The 18766-nt window shown below is 62.4% G+C and carries 16 protein-coding genes and 1 pseudogene; 3 read left to right on the forward strand and 14 right to left on the reverse strand.

Annotation, left to right across the window (positions count from 1 at the left end):
- Positions 1 to 384, forward strand: a pseudogene (locus tag ACI944_RS03460) (IS6 family transposase); the annotation flags it as partial.
- Positions 385 to 491: 107 nt separating this feature from the next.
- Here the strand turns inward: ACI944_RS03460 and ACI944_RS03465 are convergent.
- Genes ACI944_RS03465 through ACI944_RS03475 form a run of 3 tightly spaced genes read right to left on the reverse strand, consistent with a single transcriptional unit; the run spans position 492 to position 4269 of the window.
- Complete coding sequence (locus ACI944_RS03465; protein ID WP_411717681.1) at positions 492 to 1484, reverse strand: ABC transporter permease; 993 nt, start codon at positions 1482 to 1484, stop codon at positions 492 to 494.
- On the reverse strand, positions 1484 to 2584 hold the full coding sequence (locus ACI944_RS03470) for an ABC transporter permease (protein ID WP_411717682.1): 1101 nt from the start codon (positions 2582 to 2584) through the stop codon (positions 1484 to 1486). The genes ACI944_RS03465 and ACI944_RS03470 overlap by 1 nt, the downstream gene beginning before the upstream one ends.
- Positions 2581 to 4269, reverse strand: coding sequence for an ABC transporter ATP-binding protein (locus ACI944_RS03475; protein ID WP_411717683.1), 1689 nt, complete (start codon positions 4267 to 4269; stop codon positions 2581 to 2583). Before ACI944_RS03475 ends, ACI944_RS03470 begins: the two co-directional genes overlap by 4 nt.
- Before the next feature lie 318 nt (positions 4270 to 4587).
- On the opposite strand from ACI944_RS03475, the gene ACI944_RS03480 reads away from it, so the two are divergent.
- Positions 4588 to 5691: a BMP family ABC transporter substrate-binding protein gene (locus tag ACI944_RS03480; RefSeq protein WP_411717684.1), complete on the forward strand. Its 1104-nt coding sequence runs from the start codon at positions 4588 to 4590 to the stop codon at positions 5689 to 5691.
- Positions 5692 to 5762: 71 nt separating this feature from the next.
- Here the strand turns inward: ACI944_RS03480 and uraH are convergent, their stop codons facing one another.
- The 5 genes from uraH to ACI944_RS03505 all read right to left on the reverse strand — a co-directional run bounded on the left by uraH (position 5763) and on the right by ACI944_RS03505 (position 10036).
- Positions 5763 to 6113, reverse strand: coding sequence for a hydroxyisourate hydrolase (uraH, locus tag ACI944_RS03485; protein ID WP_411717685.1), 351 nt, complete (start codon positions 6111 to 6113; stop codon positions 5763 to 5765).
- Positions 6110 to 7090, reverse strand: a complete 981-nt coding sequence (gene pucL / locus ACI944_RS03490) for a factor-independent urate hydroxylase (protein WP_411717686.1) — start codon at positions 7088 to 7090, stop codon at positions 6110 to 6112. Before pucL ends, uraH begins: the two co-directional genes overlap by 4 nt.
- Positions 7091 to 7443: 353 nt before the next feature.
- Positions 7444 to 7947, reverse strand: coding sequence for a 2-oxo-4-hydroxy-4-carboxy-5-ureidoimidazoline decarboxylase (gene uraD, locus ACI944_RS03495; RefSeq protein WP_411717687.1), 504 nt, complete (start codon positions 7945 to 7947; stop codon positions 7444 to 7446).
- Between the two features lie 61 nt (positions 7948 to 8008).
- The gene (locus tag ACI944_RS03500) at positions 8009 to 9388 is read right to left on the reverse strand and encodes a dihydroorotase (protein ID WP_411717688.1); all 1380 of its coding nucleotides are present in this window, start codon (positions 9386 to 9388) and stop codon (positions 8009 to 8011) included.
- A 51-nt stretch (positions 9389 to 9439) separates the two neighbouring features.
- On the reverse strand, positions 9440 to 10036 hold the full coding sequence (locus tag ACI944_RS03505; protein ID WP_411717689.1) for an NTP transferase domain-containing protein: 597 nt from the start codon (positions 10034 to 10036) through the stop codon (positions 9440 to 9442).
- Between the two features lie 263 nt (positions 10037 to 10299).
- Between ACI944_RS03505 and ACI944_RS03510 the strand changes: the two genes are divergently transcribed.
- Positions 10300 to 11715, forward strand: coding sequence for an amidohydrolase family protein (locus ACI944_RS03510; protein WP_411717690.1), 1416 nt, complete (start codon positions 10300 to 10302; stop codon positions 11713 to 11715).
- 12 nt (positions 11716 to 11727) lie between these two features.
- Here ACI944_RS03510 and ACI944_RS03515 read toward each other — a convergent pair whose 3' ends face one another.
- From ACI944_RS03515 to ACI944_RS03540, 6 genes are all read right to left on the reverse strand, one after another.
- Positions 11728 to 12597 carry an FAD binding domain-containing protein gene (locus ACI944_RS03515; protein ID WP_411717691.1) on the reverse strand — a complete coding sequence of 290 codons (870 nt, stop codon included), beginning with the start codon at positions 12595 to 12597 and terminating at the stop codon, positions 11728 to 11730.
- Entirely contained in the window at positions 12598 to 14973 is a 2376-nt protein-coding gene (locus ACI944_RS03520) for a xanthine dehydrogenase family protein molybdopterin-binding subunit (RefSeq protein WP_411717692.1), read from the reverse strand.
- Positions 14974 to 15489 carry a (2Fe-2S)-binding protein gene (locus tag ACI944_RS03525; protein ID WP_411717693.1) on the reverse strand — a complete coding sequence of 172 codons (516 nt, stop codon included), beginning with the start codon at positions 15487 to 15489 and terminating at the stop codon, positions 14974 to 14976.
- Between the two features lie 78 nt (positions 15490 to 15567).
- Positions 15568 to 16728, reverse strand: a complete 1161-nt coding sequence (locus ACI944_RS03530; RefSeq protein WP_411717694.1) for an XdhC family protein — start codon at positions 16726 to 16728, stop codon at positions 15568 to 15570.
- 87 nt (positions 16729 to 16815) lie between these two features.
- Positions 16816 to 18240 (reverse strand): uracil-xanthine permease family protein, encoded by a 1425-nt coding sequence (locus tag ACI944_RS03535; RefSeq protein ID WP_411717695.1) that lies wholly within the window; start codon positions 18238 to 18240, stop codon positions 16816 to 16818.
- Between the two features lie 165 nt (positions 18241 to 18405).
- The coding region (locus tag ACI944_RS03540) for a DUF3830 family protein (RefSeq protein ID WP_411717696.1) at positions 18406 to 18766 on the reverse strand (361 nt) is incomplete at its 5' end.

The following is an 18766-nucleotide window of genomic DNA, read 5'->3' on the forward strand; positions in this document are numbered from 1 at the left end:
GCATTGAGAAGGCCGGTCTCAACTTCTGCCAAGCGCGCCCAATCAACCGTTCACAATTGGGTTCACAACCCAGAGCCACAGCCCGAGTCCGGTCGGAGTCCGGACCACGTTGCGGTTGATGCAGCCGTGATCTAACTCAACGATGAACAGTATTGGCTGTATGCTACTGTCGCTCCCGAAACAAACGAATCACTGCATACAATATTTGAGCTAACGACAAACAAGGTAATTGCCCACGCGTACTTTGCTGAACGCCGTGAGAAACACGACGTAGAACACGCCGTGTTTCTCATCGACGGATCGCACTCACTGAAAGACGCCTGCCGCCGGCAGAGCCTCGATTTTAGATATGAACGGCATGGAAATGGGAATAGTGCCGAACGTGCCATTTGAGAGATAAGATAATATAAAGACGGCCACGGAACAAGAGATCCCGCTTCCTTCATGCGATTAAACGGAGGCGTTCGGTGTACCGCCCTCCGCCCGAGCACTCAGTCCGTCTCGCGGCTGTAGGATTCCAACAGTGCGGACGGAACCGCCAGTTGGCTGCTCTCGGTCCTGATAACTGCGTACGAGAGGATCATAATGGTTGCCACGTAGGGGTACGTCGACATGATCTGTGCATTCATCACGAACTCGAGGGCAGCGTTGATGAGACCCGCGAAGGGCGTGTCGGCCCCGACGGAGACGGACAGCGCTTGTGACCGCAACTGGAGTGCATCTAGCATGCCGAACAGGTACGCCCCGGCGAGCATCCGAGTGGGCCGCCACTGAGCAAAGATGACGAGCGCGACGGCGATCCAGCCGCGGCCGGCGGTCATGCCGGGTACCCACAGCTGTGAGAACGCAAGCGAGAGGTGCGCGCCGGCGGCGCCCGCAAATCCGCCGCCGATCACCACGGCCAGATAGCGGAGTTTGAACACTGAAACGCCCATAGTGTCCGCCATCTCGGGATCCTCGCCGACCGAGACAAGTTCCACCCCGAGGTTCGACCGGTTGAGAAGGTACCACACGGCTGGGACGAGCGCGAGCGCGATGTAATCCGTCGGCGTGTTGCTGAACAGCGCCTCGCCGATCACCGGGATTTGGATAAGGTACTGGCCGACGAGCGGTACAGTGACCTCCGAAAAGCCGTCGATGCTCCGGTCCACCCATCCGGCGCCGTAAAACGTCGTGAGCCCCGTTCCGAGCAGAGTCAACATAACCCCGCTTATAACCTGGTTCGCCTTCAGCGTGACACAGAGAAACGCGTGAATACCGGCTAGAAGCATTCCGACGCCGATACCGACACAGAACCCGAGCCACGGGCTTTCGGTCAACACGGTGACGACGAACCCCCCGAGTGCGCCACCGAGCATCATCCCCTCGACGCCGAGGTTGAGAACGCCAGCGCGTTCGGCTATCAGTTCACCTAGGCCGGCGAAGATGAATACGGTCGCCACGGAAACGGTCGCGCCGAGCAGGCCGGCGATGAACCCAGCCATCAGTCGTCCCCCCGTGTGGCGTTGGCTGTCGTTGATGGCGTCTCGCGCTTGAAACGGAGGCCGACGCGGTACTGTTTGAAAAACTCACCGGTGATTAAAAACAGGATAATAAGCGCCTGAATGACATCGACGAGTGCCGCCGGGATACCGAGAAAGACCTCCATGGTCGTCCCGCCGGTGAACAGAAGCGCGAAGAACAGACCCGCAAACAACACCTTGATCGCGCTCCCGCGGCCGAGCAGGGCAATAGGGATCGCGGTGAACCCGTATCCCGGCTCGAAGCTGGCGCGAAGGCGCCCCTGAACGCCCGCTATCTCTCCGATCCCGCCGATCCCAGCGAAGGCACCGCCGAGGACGAACACAAACAGATACAGCTTGTACTTGCTCATCCCGGCCTGTACCGCGGCTTCGTCGTTCGAGCCCACGAAATTGATCTCGAACCCGAGCCGCGTCTGAGTCATCAGGACGTACGTCAATACCACGAGCACCAGCGCGACGGCGAGGCCGACGTGGACGCGCCCATACAGCGTCGGTAACGTCGCCGCCTCGGAGAATTGAGCCGTCTGCGGGAAGTTGCCGGTCGCTCCCTTCATCGGTCCGCGGACCGCGTAGCTGAGAAGCTCCAGCGCGATGAAGGACAACAAAAGCGAAGTGATGATCTCGTTGATGTCCCACTTGGCGCGCAGCCACGCCGGAATGGCTGCCAGTAGCCCCCCGGCGCCTGCCGCCGCGAGAAACATCAATGGTACGAGTGCGTACCCGGGCAGAGATGCGTTCAGCCCGACCCACGTACCAGCAAGGGCCCCGAACACCAGTTGCCCCTCAGCACCAATATTGAACAGCCCGGCTTTCAGCGGCAGATACACCGCCAGACCAGCGAGCACTAACGGTACCGCGGTAATCAAGATATCCGTCTGTCCCTGTCGGCTCGTCGGAGTCTCAACGAGCATGAGCGAGTACGCTTCGATCGGATTGACATCGATCACGAGGAGGACCAACGCACCGACCCCCAACGCTGCCAGTACCGTGAAAATCGGGGCCGCGTACTCAAGCCACGGGGGCGTTTCCTCGCGGGCAGTCACGTCCACGGTCGCGTTCATCGGCGCTTAGCCCCGTGTTCGGTCGCAACCGGCGTCGGTGAGCGACTACTACCGCGCTTCGGTCGGTCATCGGTGTCGTTTCCGGCCCCGCCGCCGTTCATTTCGAGCCCGATCCGGTCGCGGTCGGCAGCCTCGGGCGTCGTCTCGTGAACGAACTCCCCCTCGTAAATAACGAGGATCCTGTCGCTCAAGTCCATGATTTCGTCGAGGTTCTCCGAGATGAGGAGGGTCCCGGTGCCGTTCTGTCGCTGTTCGAGCAGCGCCTCACGTATGAATTCGATCGCACCCACGTCGACCCCCCGAGTGGGCTGATTGGCGATCAAGAGGTCCGGATCGCGACTGATCTCCCGGGCGAGAATCAATTTCTGTAGGTTCCCGCCCGAGAGGTCTCCCGCCTTTGTTTCGGCCACGCTGTCGACGCCCCGAACGTCGAACTCCTCGACGAGTGTTTCGGCGTAGGCGGTCAGTTCGTCGTAGTTCAGACTCGCCTTCCCGCCGAATCGGGTATCGGTGAACTCCTTCATCACCGCGTTGTGTAGTATCGGGAGTTCCGCCGCGCAGCCGTACCGGAGGCGGTCCTCCGGGACGAACGAGATACCCTTCTCGACGAACTCCTTCGGCGTCGCACCGGCGAGGTCGCTGCCTCCGATCCGAATACTACCGGCAGTGACATCCCGGATTCCCGCCGTGACCTCGGCTAGTTCCTTCTGTCCGTTTCCGCTGACGCCGGCGACGCCGACTACCTCGCCTTCCCGTACCGTGAGGTCGATCCCCGAGAGCGCTTCGATCCCCCGGTCGCTCTCGGCGCCGACGTTCCGCAGTTCGAGAACCGGCTCACCGCGTTCGGCTCCGTCCCGTTCGATGTCGAAGAGGACTTCGCGGCCAACCATCATCTCCGCGAGGTCCGCCTTGCTCACGTCCGAAACGGCGGCAGTTCCGGCGTTCTCTCCGTCCCGGAGGATAGTCACCCTGTCGACGACCGACTCAACCTCAGTGAGTTTGTGCGTGATAAAAATGACCGAGAGGCCTTCCGCGGCGAGGCGCTCCAACGAATCGAACAGCTGTTCGGCCTCGGTCGGCGTCAGGACGGCCGTTGGCTCGTCGAGAATGAGAAGATCGACGTCTCGATAAAGAGCCTTGAGGATCTCGACGCGTTGTTGTTGGCCGACACCGAGCTCCCACACCTTCGCGTCGGGGTCGATATCGAAGCCGTACTGGTCGGCCAACTGCTGAATCCGCCGCTTTGGAACGTCGAGTCCGAGTGAAAACAGCTGTGCGAGCGATTGGACGATGCTGTTCGACCGGACCGACTCGGGCAACAGGCCCCCAGATGTCCCGTCCACCCGGAACGCACTCGCAGGTTCTCGCTCCCCCAGCACGACGTTCTTGGCCACGCTCAAACGCGGGATCAACTGGAAGTGCTGGTGAACCATCCCGATTCCAGCGTCGATCGCGTCCTGCGGTGACGCTAGTTCGAGACGTTCTCCATCAAGATAGATCGTACCGCTGTCCTGCGTGTACAGCCCGTACAGAATCTTCATTAGCGTACTCTTTCCCGCCCCGTTTTCCCCGAGCAATCCATGAATTTCGCCGCGTTTGACGCGCAAGTCCACGTGGTCGTTCGCGACCACACCAGGAAACTGCTTCAGAATACCGTCTAGTTCTAAGAATGGTGGCTCAGACATCGCGCATTCTCACGATATACCATCGCGAACAGACAAACATAAATTTTTCTACCGGTATCTCACAATACATACGGCGTGAAATTCGTTATAGACGAAACTATGTTGGATTATGTGTCCGACACCGTGGCTTACTCGACCCCTCAGTAGCCGAATCTCTGTGCAATCCACCGAAGCCGCCGCCGAACGCGTCGTCTCTGTTCAATATAACTCGCAAAACTCGTCCATACGATCATCTTTATGACTGTACAGTTGGATTACCGCATGAAAAGACGTGATTAGTACCATGATAGACAGGCTGCTGGAGGCGAACGCGTGCCAATGACGAATCATACGTCCCGGCGGAACGTGCTCAGAGGGCTCGGAGCGGCAACCGCGTTGACCGTCGCTGGCTGCACCGACAGTACGGACGCCGGCAACGGCGCGAACTCTGAGGAAAGCACCGACACCGGCGGCGACGCCGAAATCACCGCAGCGTGGGTGTTCAATTCCGAGGTCGGCGACCTCGGTTGGTCTTGGGCGCACAACGAAGGGCGGAAGGCGGTCGCATCGGAGTACGACTGGCTGGAGACCCGCTTCACGGAGGCCGTCGCGCCGGAGGAATCGGAACAGGTGTTCCGACAGTACGCCGACAGCGGCGTGGACATTATTTTCGGGTGTACGTTCGGGTACCAAGATCCGATGGCGACGGTGGCCGAGGAGTATCCCGACGTCTACTTCGAGCACAACACTGGCTACACGACCCTCGAAAACATGGGGCGATTCATGGGTCGGATCTACGAGGCCCGCTATCTCGCCGGTCAGGCCGCGGGGCTTGTCTCAGAGACGGATACGCTCGGATACGTGGCCGCGTTCCCGATTCCCGAGGTCGTCCGGGGGATCAACGCGTACACGCTCGGTGCCGCGTCGGTCAACGACGCCGTTTCGACGAAGGTCAGATGGACTAACACCTGGTTCGACCCACCGAGCGAGAGCGAGGCTGCCAGCGCACTGTTGGACGAGGACGTCGACGTGATGGCACAACATCAAGACTCGCCGGCGGCGCTGACCGAAGCGGCCGACGCCGGAATCTGGGCGACGGGTTACGACGCGCCGATGGGCGAGCAGGCCGGAGAGCACTACCTCACCTCGCCGATCTGGCACTGGGAAGAGTTCTACGGACCGACTGTCGAGGCCGTCAGAGACGACGAGTGGGAAGCCGACGCCTACTGGCAGGGGCTCGAGTCGGGGATCTGTAGCATCGACGACTGGGGACCGGATGTCTCACAGGACGTTAGAGACGAGGTTGCCGCGACCAGAGCCGAGATCGTTGAGGGATCGCTCGACATCTGGGCCGGAACCGAGTTCGAGGGCGAAAGCGACGAGTTCCTCTTCCAAGAGATGAGCAGTTACGTCGAATCGGTCGACGGCGAAGTCCCCTCTTGAGCGCCCGATTCTAAGAGGACCGCGTGATTTCGACGGCGTTTTATTACTCACGTGGCCGGATGGCTGCCCTCTCAGCTTCCCCGGTACGTCGTATAGCCCCCCGGAGACAACAGAAGCGGGACGTGATAGTGCTCCTCAGCGTCGTCGATGATGAACCGAACCGGAACGGTTTCCAGAAACGTCGATCCCGAGGGACCGCTCCGGTAGTACTTACCCACGTCGAACAGCAACTCGTACGTCCCCTCCTCGATGGACTCCGGGGTCAAGAGTGGCTCGTCGAGTCGCCCGTCGTCGTTGGTCGTGCCCTCGGCGATCGGTTCCACGTCGCCGTCGTCGCCGACGCGCTGTAGCGTCACATCAACGCCTTCGGCGGGCCCTTCCTGGCTCGTATCAAGAACGTGGGTGGTCAGCCCGGCGCTCACACGTCGTCCTCCAAGTCGCTGCTGTCGACGGAAAACTGCTGAAACCCGGTTGGGATATCCGGCTCGCGGAGCACCTTCGCATCACCGTCGAGGTCCGTCCGCACCCCGATCCAAGTCTTGTTCTTCGACTCGAAGTTGACCGACTCGAGTTGTGGAAACCGCTTGAGGACGCGGAGTCCAATCCGGTGGATCAGATCTTGGATCGAATTTACGTCGTGTTCATCGAACACGACCTGTGCGATGTCCCGGACCTGCTCGGCCGGAACATATCGTGCAGGCTCTTCGCCGAGTGCCGCCTCGGCGTCGTCGTATGCCCAGAAGATATCGAGTTCGATGTACAGCGTTCGGTTTTCCCGTTCCGGAAGGGTCGTGTATTCGTCTTGCACGAAGTCAGTGAAGGAGTTGTCCTTCACTTTCACCAGTTCGATCCCGGTCACGCCGCTCGTTTGGGCGACTATCTCCGTCCCGTCCTCGCCCCGTTCGAGCCGTATCTCACCGTACGCCGACTCGTCGTCAGACACCCCATAGACCAGTTCGCTCGGCTCGAACCCGTCGCCTTCGGGGACTGGTCGCTCGTCGAACGGGATTTCGTCCGCGGAGACAGTGATCGCCTCCATCTGTTCGTACGTGGCCAGAAACTCTCGCCCTACGTACTCAAGGAATCCCTCGACTGTGGCGCCGTCATACTCTCCCATGTGGTGGTGGACGAAGTTCTTCATCGAGTCGGTCGCCACCACCATGCTGTTGTCCCCGTCGGTAAACGAGGGCAGGAACGCCTCGCCCTCGACCTGGACGCGGACATCCAACCCGAAGAGGACGTTCTCGCGCCCGTCGAACTCAGATTCCGGAATCGGCTCGATCCCGGTCAACGGCGTCGCATACGTCCGATAGACGACGATCTTCTCCTTGCCGTAGTTCATTCGACGCTCCGAGCCCTCCGCGTCACTACTCGCCAGTTGCTTCTGATTAGCCGTCATCTGTCGTCCACATTATCTACATCTCTATACAAAAATCCTCGTGTTCGAACAACATTGATCAGCTAAAGTGAAATTTCGGAAAACAATATGATAGTTATACCCCAGAGGAGTTCCGTTCGCCGTTCCGAAACGCGACTGCGGTAGCCGTTGAGAGCGCTATCGTAATTCAGCGAGAGAATCCCGTCTTCACGGCGTTGACGAGAGCGGAGCTCTCTCGTCATCACGAAAGGCGCGAGCGCCTTTCGAACGACTACGCCCGACTGCCTGCGGGATCTTCGATCCCGCTCTGTCCACGCCGGGGAGGATGTCATTGTGCCAGCCACCGATGCCGAACGGAGCGCACTGCGGCGTCCTCACGTGGAGAATCGCTCTTCGAGCCGGAACCGAGCGATCGTGTGCACCTCCGCGATTGCCGTCCGGAACTCCTCGGATTCCGTCTGCTCGACCCGCGTTTCCATCGCTTCCTTGATCGCCTTCGGCGATTCGTTCTTGACGGCCATAATAAAGGGAAACCCGAACGCCCCCCGGTATCGGTCGTTCAGCCGCTGGAACGCTTCGTACATCTCCGGTGAGAGCTGATCGAGGCCTGCGGAGGCCTGCTCTTTTTCCGACGACTCCGTGATTCCGGTTTGATCGCCGAGATCGGGGTGCGACCGGAGTAGTTCCAGTTTCGTCTCTCGGGACGCCTCATCGACCACCCTTCGCATCGCTTCCCGCAACTCCGCGAGCGAGTCGAACGGCCGTTCGGGGAGTACCCGTTCGGGAACCCACGGGGAGTGTTCATACACGTCATCTAGTTCGTCGACGAAGACCTCCTCGTCAAGGCGGTTGAGGTCGTCGATCGTTAGGTCTGCCATCGTCGTTCGATGCTCGCTCCGGCAAATTAAAGAATCCCCTCGGGCCCGGTCCGGTCGGCTGTCACGCGCACCAGTCCGGGACCTCCCGTTCGATGAACTCTCCGTGTCCGGGGTCGCCCACGACCGCGCCGTCCTCGGCGACTACCTCGCCGCGGACGAGCGTCTTCGTGACCTGTCCCGTCACCTCCCGGCCCTCGTAAATCGAGTAATCGGCCTCGGAGGCGTTGTCCTCGGCGGTGATTGTGTCCGTCGCCTCGGGGTCGAACAGGACGATGTCGGCGTCCGTCCCGGGATCGAGCGTCCCCTTCTGCGGGAGGCCAAACGTCTCCGCCGGGTTCGTACTCATGAGGCGGACGAGAACGGGGTAGCTCAGTCCCCGCTCGTTGACCGCCTCGTCGTGGAACACCGGGAGACTCGCCTGCAGGCCGTTCGCGCCGTAGGGACCCTCCCACCACGGTCGGTTCTCCTTGCTTGAGCGGCGTTGTGCGACGTGATCCGTCGAGACGACGCTCAACACGCCGCGGCGAAGGAACTCGAACATGGCTTCGACGTCATCCGGCGACCGGATCGGCGGCGCGATCTTCGGGAGGTTGCCGAGCTCGCGGTGGATCGATTCGTCGAGGGTCGTGTAGTGCGTACAGGTTTCCGCCCGGACCCGTGACCCGTCTTCCCGAAACTCTGCGATGGCGGCGGCCGCCTTTCGGGAAGTTGTATGAACACCGTAGTACTTGGCCCCCGTCTCGGTGGCGATCCGAACCGCGTCCTCGGCGGCCATCGCTTCCGCGTAGTCCGGCCGGGACTGGGGATACGCCTCGGGGGCATCTTTGCCCGCCGCTCGAAGCTCCGCTACGAGGGATCGACACACCGAGTCGTCCTCCGTGTGGACGACGCCGACAGCCCCGTGCTCCGCCAGCGCGTCGAAGACCCGCCGAAGGTACCCGTTCGAAACGCCGAATTCGTAGGCGGTGTACATCTTGAACGACGTCACGCCGGCCGCTACAAGCTCGGGGATCTCCGCGAAGAGGTCATCGCCCTCCCGGAGGATGCCGCCGTGGAGGCCGAAGTCGACGAGCGCCTCCCGGTGGTTGTCGCGCTTTCGCTCAACCCCGTCGGCCAGCGGGGCCGGTTCGTCCCAGGGGCTCTCCTCCCCCTCGTACGCTTGCCACGCGAAATCGATGACCGTAGTGACGCCGCCGAGTGCCGCAGCGCTCGTCGCCGTGCGGTAGCTATCGACCGAGACGTGATCGTCGATGTGGACGTGCGGGTCGACGATTCCGGGCATGACCAACTGGCCCGTCGCGTCGATCCGGGTGCCCGCGTCGGGGAGGTCGCCCTCGTCGCCGACGGCGACGATAGCCCCGTCATCGACGGCGACCGCGGCGTCGAACGTCGACGATGGGGACACGACAGTACCGCCCGCGATGACAGTATCAATCGGCATACGTACCGGCACCGTTCGGAGGGATATAAACCTCTCTCCGCGAACCGTTAGTCACTCGCGAACGGAGTTGAGGTCTTCCGGCCTGTCGACATCGCGGTGAATACCGGTATCGTCGACTGGAACACGGACCACGTCGGGACAGGCCGCGATGAGCGCCCGCCCGCCCCGATCGCCCGTCACCTCGGCGAGCGCGTCGAAGTGTGACGCACCGAAGAGCACGGGGTTCCCACGGCTCCCGCTTTCGGTTGGGACCACGATCGACCCCGGCTCGTCCGTGAACGATTTCAACAGCGCGTCGACAGTCGTTGGATCAACCGCGGGCATGTCGCCGAGCGCGAAGAGAGCTCCGTCCCACCCGGCTTTCCGGGCTGCCGCAGTACCCGCGCGAACCGAGGTGTGTTGCCCCTCTCTATGCCGATCATTATATCGGATAGTAAACCCCTCAGGAAGCGCCTCACGGACAGCGGCGGCGTCGTGACCGACAACCGCGACCCGTTCGTCGAGAGGAGCAGCCAGTAGTGTCCGGGCTGCGTTCCGGACGACCGACCGACAATCGACGGCCGCCAACAGTTTGTTCTCGGGGCCGAACCGTTCGCTTTGACCCGCCGCGAGCAGGACGGCCCCGACGATCTTATCCGAACTACTCATCCGTCGTTCACTGAACGGGGTGTCTCATTTTTTAGGGACCCCCGAGACGGATCGACGCTTGGAGCCGCGAACGCGACCCTGGCTGTGGAATCCGAAACGGACAGTATCATTTGAGATGCCAATATAACCGCGTTCGAATCACATAAACATTTAGTTGTTTGGCCGAGAGGGTACAGTATGGTCGATATTGAATCGGACAGACGCGGGACGACTGCTCTCTCTCGGTCGACCGACCACGGGCGGGACACAGCGGGGCCGCTCCGATGACGAAGACGCTCGTCTCGAACGGGCTGATCGTCACCCAGAACGCCAACCGGGAACTGATCCCGGATGGAGCTGTCCTCATCAGGGACGACTTGATCGCCGCCGTGGGACCGGCAGCCCAACTGGAGGCTGAATACGACTACGAGCGACGTATCGACGCCGACGGCGGTGCGGTGATTCCCGGACTGATCAACGCCCATACTCACGTCTCCGACATCATCCTCCGGGGCGCATACAGCGCGGATCGCGGGCTGTACGACTGGCTGTACAACGTCAAGCGCCCGGCCTGTGTCGCGATGGAACCCGACGAGCACGCTGCCGCTGCGGCGCTGTACTGCACTGAAGCCATCCAAGCGGGCGTGACGACGTTCGTCGAGAACGATACCGAAATCGTCTGGGACGACATAGCGGGGATCGAAGCCAAACTCGACACCTACGCGGACTCGGGGATCAGATCCGTCTATGGCGCCGGCTTCGCCGACGATCCACCCGACGAGGCGTTTGAATCGTTGCTATCTGATATTATGGCCCGCGAACCGTCCGTGGATCATCCTCCAGCGGACTATCTGACTATCGGGACGGAGACCGCTCTCAGCAACGTCGAATCGCTGATGGACTCACACCACGGCCGCGCTGGCGGCCGCCAGTCGGTCTGGCCGGCGCCGATCGTCGTCGAAACGACGACAACGCAGGGGTTTCAGGGGGCTATCCGACTCGCCGAGGAGTATGACGTCATGACGACGGCCCACGTTGCGGAAGCCGAAGCACAGACGCGGGGCCCCGCGCTATCCAGCATCGAGTACCTCCGAAACATCGGGTATCTAGGCGAGCGAACCCTCCTCGGGCACTGCGTCCAGATCGACCGGGGCGACGCGCGGATCCTGGCCGAGTCGGACACCACGGTCGCCCACAACTTCTTCGCCAACATGCGACTGGCCACCGGGTTCGCACCGGTCGTCGACCTGCTTGACTGCGGTGCCACCGTCGGTCTCGGCACGGACAACGCGAACCTCAGTGACACGGTCAACCCACTAAATGACATTCGGGCAGTCTTTGCGGCACATAAGGGGTTCCACCGGGACGCGGGCGTCTTCGATGCGGCGACGGCGTTTGATATGGTCACTATCGATGGCGCACGCGCGATCGGCCGCGAGAACGATCTCGGTTCGATCGAGGCGGGCAAACAGGCCGACCTCGCCATCGTCGACATGGACCAGCCACACCTCACCCCGGCGCCGGACCCGGTGTTCGCACTCGTGACCGGCGCCCAGGGCTTCGAGGTCGACACGGTTCTGTGTGCGGGCGATGTCGTCATGTCCGACCGTGAGGTCCGGACGCTCGGCGAGACCAAGGACGTGCTGATCGACGCAACCGAGGCCGCCGAAGCCGTCATCGAGCGCGTCGGCCTCGACTGAGAACGACCGCCGTTATTGATGTTCTGTGGGTGCCGCGGACGCGCGTTCGAGCGCCTCCCGACAGTACGACCGGACGAGCCGGAGTCGATGTGCTCCAGCGCCGTCGTCGTCCGCCAGCAGTGACTCGGGATCGACGTCGGATAGTGCGGCCCCGGCGGCCCGTGTTCGCAAGCCATCGTCGAGTAGTCCCCCAACGAGCGTGTCCTCGACCTCCGGGAGGCGGATCGGATACGGCTTAGCGCCGTTGACTGCCACCCGTGCCGATTCGACGCGGTTGCCGTCGGTCTCGAGGGCGGCGGCGACGCTCACGACCGCGTACCCGGAGTACGCAGACTTCCGGACATACCCGCTCCGCGCCGCGTCCGGGACGACGAGTTCGGTGACCAACTCGTCCGGTTCAATGGCAGTTTCGCTCGGCCCGCGGAACCACTCGTCGATGTCGACTCGTCGCCGGCCGTCCGGACCCCGGATACCGACCGTACCGTCAAGTGCGAGTACGGCGGCCGGCGCGTCGTATTTTGGATCAGCGACCACGAGGTTTCCTCCGATCGTCCCCTGATGTTTCGCTTGATAATCGCCCACGGAATCGGTCGCCTCGGCGAGTGCGCGAGCTCGTTCGCGGACAGGTGTAGCTGCCGCGATCCGGACGTGTGTCGTCAGCGCGCCGATAACCGTCGCTCCGTTCTCTCTCGAGATCCCGCGGAGCGTGTCGATCCCGCTGATATCGACGAGCCGATCGGGCGTCTCGATACCGTCTTTCAGGAGCGGAACGAGCGAGTAACCGCTCGCCACGATCCGTGTTTCCGGTTCGCCGACGAGCATCTCGACCGCTCGTTCGACGCTCTCGACCTCGTGGTACTCGACAGGAAGCTGACTCGACATTTACCTGCCCTCCTCGAGCCCGTCCCGAACCTTCGCCGCAGTGATCGGTAATTCGGTGATTCGAACCCCGACCGCGTCGTTGACGGCGTTCGCGACCGCCGGAGACGGACCGAGAACGGACACTTCCCCGACGCTTTTGGCACCGTATGGACCGGTCGGCTCGTACGTCTCGACAATCTCGGTCTCGATATCCGGCAGGTCTGGCGCGTGTATCACCTCGTAATCCCGGAGCCCGCGGATCTCCGGCGTGCCGTCCTCGTCGAAGGACAGCGTCTCCGAGAGCGTTTGTCCGAGCCCCATGATCGCGCCGCCGATGATCTGTCCACGCACGTTCGCAGGGTTGAGCGCCTGCCCGCAGTCGACCGAATTCACCAGCCGCAGCACCTCGAACTCGCCCGTTTCGGTATCGACCTCGACTTCGGCGAGTTGGGCCGCGAACGGCTTCGGAGACAGCGCGGTGAAATGCTCGCCGGTACCGATGAGCCGTCGTTTCGGCCCCCGAACACCCTCGAAGGCCTCCGCAGCGAACGATTCGAGCGATGTCGACGTCCCGTCCGGGAACACGACGTCCCCGTCCGCTACCTCGATAGCGCCCGGATCGGTATCGTGCCACTCAGCCGCGAGTTCTCGGACCGTTTCCGCGAGGTCGCGGGCCGCCTTCTCCGTTGCGTTCCCACTTATGTACGTGGTGCTGCTCGCGTATGCCCCGTTGTCCCACGGCGTCGCGTCGGTGTCGTCGGCCTTGACGTGAACCGACCCGATATCGAGGCCGAAGACGCTGGCCGCGATCTGTCCCATCACTGTCTCCGACCCCTGTCCGGTGTCTCCGACACCGATCCGGACGGTGAGGGTGCCGTCATCCTCCAGCGTGATGGAACAACGAGAGTACTCGCTGTTCGGGACGCCCGATTTGGCCATGGACAAGGCGACGCCGTAGCCGCGCTCGTAGCGGTCCTCATTCGGTCGATCCGGACCGTCGGACCAGCCGATAGCCCCACAGGCGCGGTCGAGACACTCCGAGACCCCAACGGATTCGAGCTTCGACTTGCTCTCACTGTTCGGGGGTTCGAAGCTCTCCTCTCCCTCCGTGATGACGTTGTGGCGACGAAGTTCGACGGGACCCATCCCGATCGCGTCGGCGACCGCATCTATGTGGCTTTCGACTCCGAACGTGCCCTGCACGGCACCGTAGCCACGCATCGCTCCGCCGGGGGTGATGTTGGTGTAGACTGCCTGCCCGGTAAAGAGGCGGTTCTCGACCGGATAGACGGACATTGGCTCGTGAGCGGCGTTCGAAAGCACTGCGAGGGCGTGACAGCCGTACGCGCCCGTATTCGACGTGATGTCGACGTGCATCGCGGTGATCGTGCCATCCTCGCGGACGCCGGTTTTGATCTCGACCGTCTGGGCGTGGCGGGTCTGGGAAACGTGGAGGTCCTCCTTGCGGGTGTTCTTCAATCGAACCCTTCGCCCGGTCGCCAACGCCAGGGCCGCACAGATGAACTGGTTCGGGACCGTGTCCTGTCGGACGCCGAAGCCGCCGCCGACGCGGGGCTTAATAACTTTCACGTCCGTCCGGTTGAGGTCGAACGCTCGGGCGATCTTGTCCCGGCAGATGTGTGAAACCTGCGTCGTCGTCCGGAGCACCAGCCGCTCGCGGTCGTCGATCCACGCGATCGTGGTGTTCGTCTCCATCGGTAGTTGCTGGACGATCTGGCTCTCGTATTCGCCCTCGATAACCGCATCCGCCTGCTCGAACCCGGCTTCGATATCACCCTCCTCGTGGCGGGTCTCACAGACGACGTTACGCTGGGGCGCCGCGTTTTCCTGTGGGTTTTCGTACGGCTCGGGGTGCAGCGTCGGCGCGTCCGGCGTCATCGCCTCCTCGGGATCCACTACGCATTCCAACACCTCATAGTCGACATCGATCGCTTCGAGCGCCCGCTCGGCGGTGTCGACCGAACGCGCCGCGACCGCGGCGACCGGTTCGCCGACGTGTCGCACCCGTTCGTTCAGTACGCGTTCGTCGAAGGGGGCCGGGGCTGGATACGGAAACCCGGTTCGTGTGAACCGCTCGTCCGGGACATCCTCGTGTGTGAGTACCGCTTCGACCCCATCGAGTGCTTCGGCGGCCTCGGTGTCGACCGACCGGACGCGGGCGTGGGGATGTGGGCTCCGGAGAAGGCGTCCTTCGAGCGCGTTCGCCGTCGGGATGTCGTCGGTGTAGCGGGCTTTGCCGGTTACGAGCCCCCAGCCGTCGACCTTTTCGACGCTCTCGCCAACGGCCGTCGTGGTGGCCCCTGCAGTCGCTCTCCCGGACCCAACTCCGGGCTCTTCGGGCTCGTCGTCGTCATTAGCAAGCTCCGGCGGAGTCATTTATGACTCGCCCCCGACCGTCGACTCCACATCACGGAGACGCTCGGCCGCAGCCTGTATCGCTTCGATCTGCTGGACATAGCCGGTGCAGCGACAGATATTCCCGCTCAATGCGTCCGCGATCTCTTCTTCGGTCGGGTCTCGATTCCGCTGGAGGAGGTCGTACCCCGAGAGCAACACCCCAGGGATGCAGTACCCACACTGTGCGGCCCCGTGGTCGAGAAACGCCTCCTGCAGTGGGTGGAGTTCCCCCTCGTCGTCAAGCAACCCTTCGACAGTCATCACCTCGGCACCGTCACAGCTCACAGCGGGGATGAGACAGGACCGAGTGAGGCCCTCATCACCCAAAATCACGTTGCAGGCCCCACAGACGCCTTCGTCACAGCCGTTCTTGACGCTGTAGTGGCCCGCCCGGCGAAGCGCCGACATGAGCGTCTCGCCGGGCTCGATATCGAACTGTTCGCTCTCACCGTCGATGTGGAGCTGAATCGTGTCTGCTGACTCGTTTTTGCGCATCGTGTGCTACCCTTTGTTAACACTTCAATTATATACGTTCTTCGCGCAATACATACTACGTTCGACTAATTCTCGAACTCATTGGGATCGCTCAGATCTACTCGGCTCTTGCCGGGCGTGGATCGGTCCCGACCGCTCGCTGAGGCGGCCGCCGTCGGCGTCGTTTGCCGCTGCGAGCACCTCCGAGACGATGCTCATGGCAATCCCCGTCGGGGTGCCGTCGCCGAGATCGAGCCCCACCGGCGCGGAGATGCGGTCGAGTTCCGCCCGCGTGAACGACCAGCCGTCCTTGACGGCCGTCTCGCGGAGCTCCTCGAACCGCTTGCGCGGTCCCATCACACCGATATACGGAATCTCGGTCCCTTCGAGTAGCGTCGTCAGAGCGAGCCGGTCGTCGACGAGGTTGTGTGAGAGGAGCACGGCGTACGTCCGGCCGCCCGTCTCCACGAGGGAATCGACGTCCGTCGGGTGGATCGCATGGACCTGGTCCGCGCCCGAGAAGTCCTCCGGGTCGGCCCGCCCCCCGCGCGGCGACGCGACGGTCACGCGGAAGCCGACCTCGGCACCGAAACTGGCGACCGCGTCCGTGTCCTCCTCGGCGCCGAACAGGAGGAGTTCGGGGGCGGGTTCGACCCCGTCGACGAACACGCGGAGATCACCCGCCTCCCGAGTCACCGACGCGAGCGTGCTCGTACCGTCCCCTCGAGCCGCCTCGGCGGTGTCCCGCAGCTTCATGAGTGCGTCATCCGGGAGGGCCGAGCGGGTATTATCGGTTTCGACTCCCGCGTCGGTGCAGACGGTTCGGGCGCCGACCGGGACCGCGCTGTCGTCGCTCTTCACGACAGTGAGTGCCGCTGCGGGGTCGCCGTTTTCGAGCGACCGGAGCATCGGATCGATCGAGTCATCGAGGGGTTCGACGAACACGTCGATGACGCCGTTGCAGCCGACACCGAGCCCCCAGTCGTTGCCAGTCAGATCGAACGTTTCGAGCGCCATCTCCCCGGAGCGGCGAGCCTCAACCGCGAGTTTCGCGACGGGACCGTCGAGACAGCCGGCCGTGATGGCACCGAGTGCATTCCCGTCAGTCGGCGCTACGAGTTTCGCGCCGGGACGGCGGTAGGCCGATCCTGCCACGTCGACGACAGACGCGACAGCGGCATCGACGTCCGCCGTCCGGAGCGCTCGAAGCCGTTCGTATAGCTCCCGGTCGGACACACCCCAGGGTTGGCTGTTGATCATACGGCTTCCGTTTGAGCGTACGTGTTTAGATGTTTGTTGCTGTGTCACGTGTGGTATATCTGTTTCCGGCGGATACGGCGTCGCACATCAGTCGTCGTCCGACGCGGTGTCGGCCATCTCCTCGTCGATCTGCATCGGCATTTCCGGCGTAAGCCCGTCGGTGTGCTCCGTCGGTCCGAGCCCGACGCCACCACCGGGAAGGACCACGTTGAGAACGAGCGCGGAGATACCGCCAGTGACGAGTGCGGAGCCGAACAGCGTCTGGACTTCCCCGGGGAAGTTTGCCAGGAGTTCGGGGCGAAGCGAAACGCCGAGTCCGAGCGCGATTGACAGCGCGAGGATCGTCGAGTTTCGGTGATCGAGCGTCACGTTCTGGACGATAATGCGCGCGCCGGACGAGAAAATCATCGCGAATAGGATCAACGCGCCACCTCCGAGGACGGCATCCGGCATCGCGGAGACGACCGCACCGATCTTCGGAACGAACCCGAGGATGATCAGAGCGACGCCGCCGATCCCGACAACGTAGCGGCTCGCGACGCCCGTAAAGTTCACTAGGCCGACATTCTGCGAGAACGAGGTGTTCGGCATCGCGTTGAACACAGCCCCAAACATACTCATCACACCATCGGCGAGCAACCCCCCGCGGAGTTCCTCCTTCGTCGCATCCCGGCCCGTCGCCGAGACGGTCCCGGAGATGTCACCGATCGTCTCCATACCGGTCACGATGTATAGAAATGCCATCGTGAGGACGGCGCTCGGCGGGAACGAAAGCCCGTACTTCAGCGGGACCGGAACGGTGATCCACCCGGCCGTTGCGACGCCTGAGAAGTCGACGACACCCAGCGCGATCGCCACGAGGTAGCCGAGGGCGATGCCAACGAAGACGCTAATGACGCGCAGAAACCCCTCGAAGAACTGGTTGAGGATGAGCGTCGTTAGGAGAACGAGTCCCGCGAGGCCGAGATTGAGGAAGGAACCGTAGCCCTCTGCCCCCGGCCCTGCGGACGCGCCGGCGGCGTAGTCCATCCCAGTCGGCATGAGCGTCAGTCCGATCAGCATCACGACGATCCCCGTGACCAACGGCGGGAAGTACCGCCGGAATCGATCAAGGGTGACTCCCATAACCATTTCGACGGGTGCGGCTAGCAACGCTGTCCCGAACACCGCTGCTAAACCAAATTCGCTTCCGATCCCGATCAGCGGACCCAGAAAGGCGAAACTCGTCCCCATGACGATCGGGAGTCGAGCACCGACCGGACCGATGGGAAAAGCCTGAACGAGCGTCGCGACGCCGGCGACGATCAGCGCCATCTGGACCAGAAACGTCGTCTCCCCAGTCACGGAACCGACCGCGCCCGCGAGGATTAGCGGCGGCGCGACGTTCCCGAGGAACATCGCCAAAACATGTTGAATACCGAGCGGGATCGCCTCCCCTAACGGTGGTCTGTCTTCGATACCGTACAGCACGACGGATTCGTTTCTCGAATCCGTAGCTTCTGAACCACTCATGCGTTTGCTTCTTTTCTTTTTCCCTTTTTATATTATCCCTTATTCACCTAATATTACTGTATTTATTTTATTCACTCGGCACCAACGTTGATCGGACATTCGTCTACAGAGCGTCCGAACACCGGAACACGTTCTATCGCCGTCCGCGGCGGCACTCTACCGGCGTTACTCTATTTCTCGGATTGTCACGTTCTGGACGCCGTCGCGGAGCGTTGTCTCTTCGATTGTTTTCAGTTTCTCGGCGGTGGCGTCCACGCTCGCGACGTGATTGCCCGCGAGTTCGCCCGCGGGGCTTTTGAAACACGTCGGGCCGCAAGGCAGGAGGATCTCTTGTTCGTTCCGATACCCCGGATAGAGCAATAGATCCCCCCGAGAGGGGTACACCGTGTGGTTCTCCCGCGGAATCTCGGGGAGATCGATCTCGTCGATATTGATCCACGTTGCGATGCCACTCCAGCGGACGTGCATGAGTTCCGACTCTAGAGGGAGAAAGTCACGCACCGCGGCGACTGATCGCGGCGCTCGG

Source organism: Natronomonas sp., assembly GCF_046710025.1.
GTDB lineage: Archaea > Halobacteriota > Halobacteria > Halobacteriales > Haloarculaceae > Natronomonas.

Coding starts and splice junctions, on each gene's coding strand:
- ACI944_RS03465 (WP_411717681.1), bottom strand. CDS start 1,484: ATGGCTGGGTTCATCGCCGGCCTGCTCGGCGCGACCGTTTCCGTGGCG.
- ACI944_RS03470 (WP_411717682.1), bottom strand. CDS start 2,584: ATGAACGCGACCGTGGACGTGACTGCCCGCGAGGAAACGCCCCCGTGG.
- ACI944_RS03475 (WP_411717683.1), bottom strand. CDS start 4,269: ATGTCTGAGCCACCATTCTTAGAACTAGACGGTATTCTGAAGCAGTTT.
- ACI944_RS03480 (WP_411717684.1), top strand. CDS start 4,588: ATGACGAATCATACGTCCCGGCGGAACGTGCTCAGAGGGCTCGGAGCG.
- pucL (WP_411717686.1), bottom strand. CDS start 7,090: ATGACGGCTAATCAGAAGCAACTGGCGAGTAGTGACGCGGAGGGCTCG.
- uraD (WP_411717687.1), bottom strand. CDS start 7,947: ATGGCAGACCTAACGATCGACGACCTCAACCGCCTTGACGAGGAGGTC.
- ACI944_RS03500 (WP_411717688.1), bottom strand. CDS start 9,388: ATGCCGATTGATACTGTCATCGCGGGCGGTACTGTCGTGTCCCCATCG.
- ACI944_RS03505 (WP_411717689.1), bottom strand. CDS start 10,036: ATGAGTAGTTCGGATAAGATCGTCGGGGCCGTCCTGCTCGCGGCGGGT.
- ACI944_RS03510 (WP_411717690.1), top strand. CDS start 10,300: ATGACGAAGACGCTCGTCTCGAACGGGCTGATCGTCACCCAGAACGCC.
- ACI944_RS03515 (WP_411717691.1), bottom strand. CDS start 12,597: ATGTCGAGTCAGCTTCCTGTCGAGTACCACGAGGTCGAGAGCGTCGAA.
- ACI944_RS03520 (WP_411717692.1), bottom strand. CDS start 14,973: ATGACTCCGCCGGAGCTTGCTAATGACGACGACGAGCCCGAAGAGCCC.
- ACI944_RS03525 (WP_411717693.1), bottom strand. CDS start 15,489: ATGCGCAAAAACGAGTCAGCAGACACGATTCAGCTCCACATCGACGGT.
- ACI944_RS03530 (WP_411717694.1), bottom strand. CDS start 16,728: ATGATCAACAGCCAACCCTGGGGTGTGTCCGACCGGGAGCTATACGAA.
- ACI944_RS03535 (WP_411717695.1), bottom strand. CDS start 18,240: ATGAGTGGTTCAGAAGCTACGGATTCGAGAAACGAATCCGTCGTGCTG.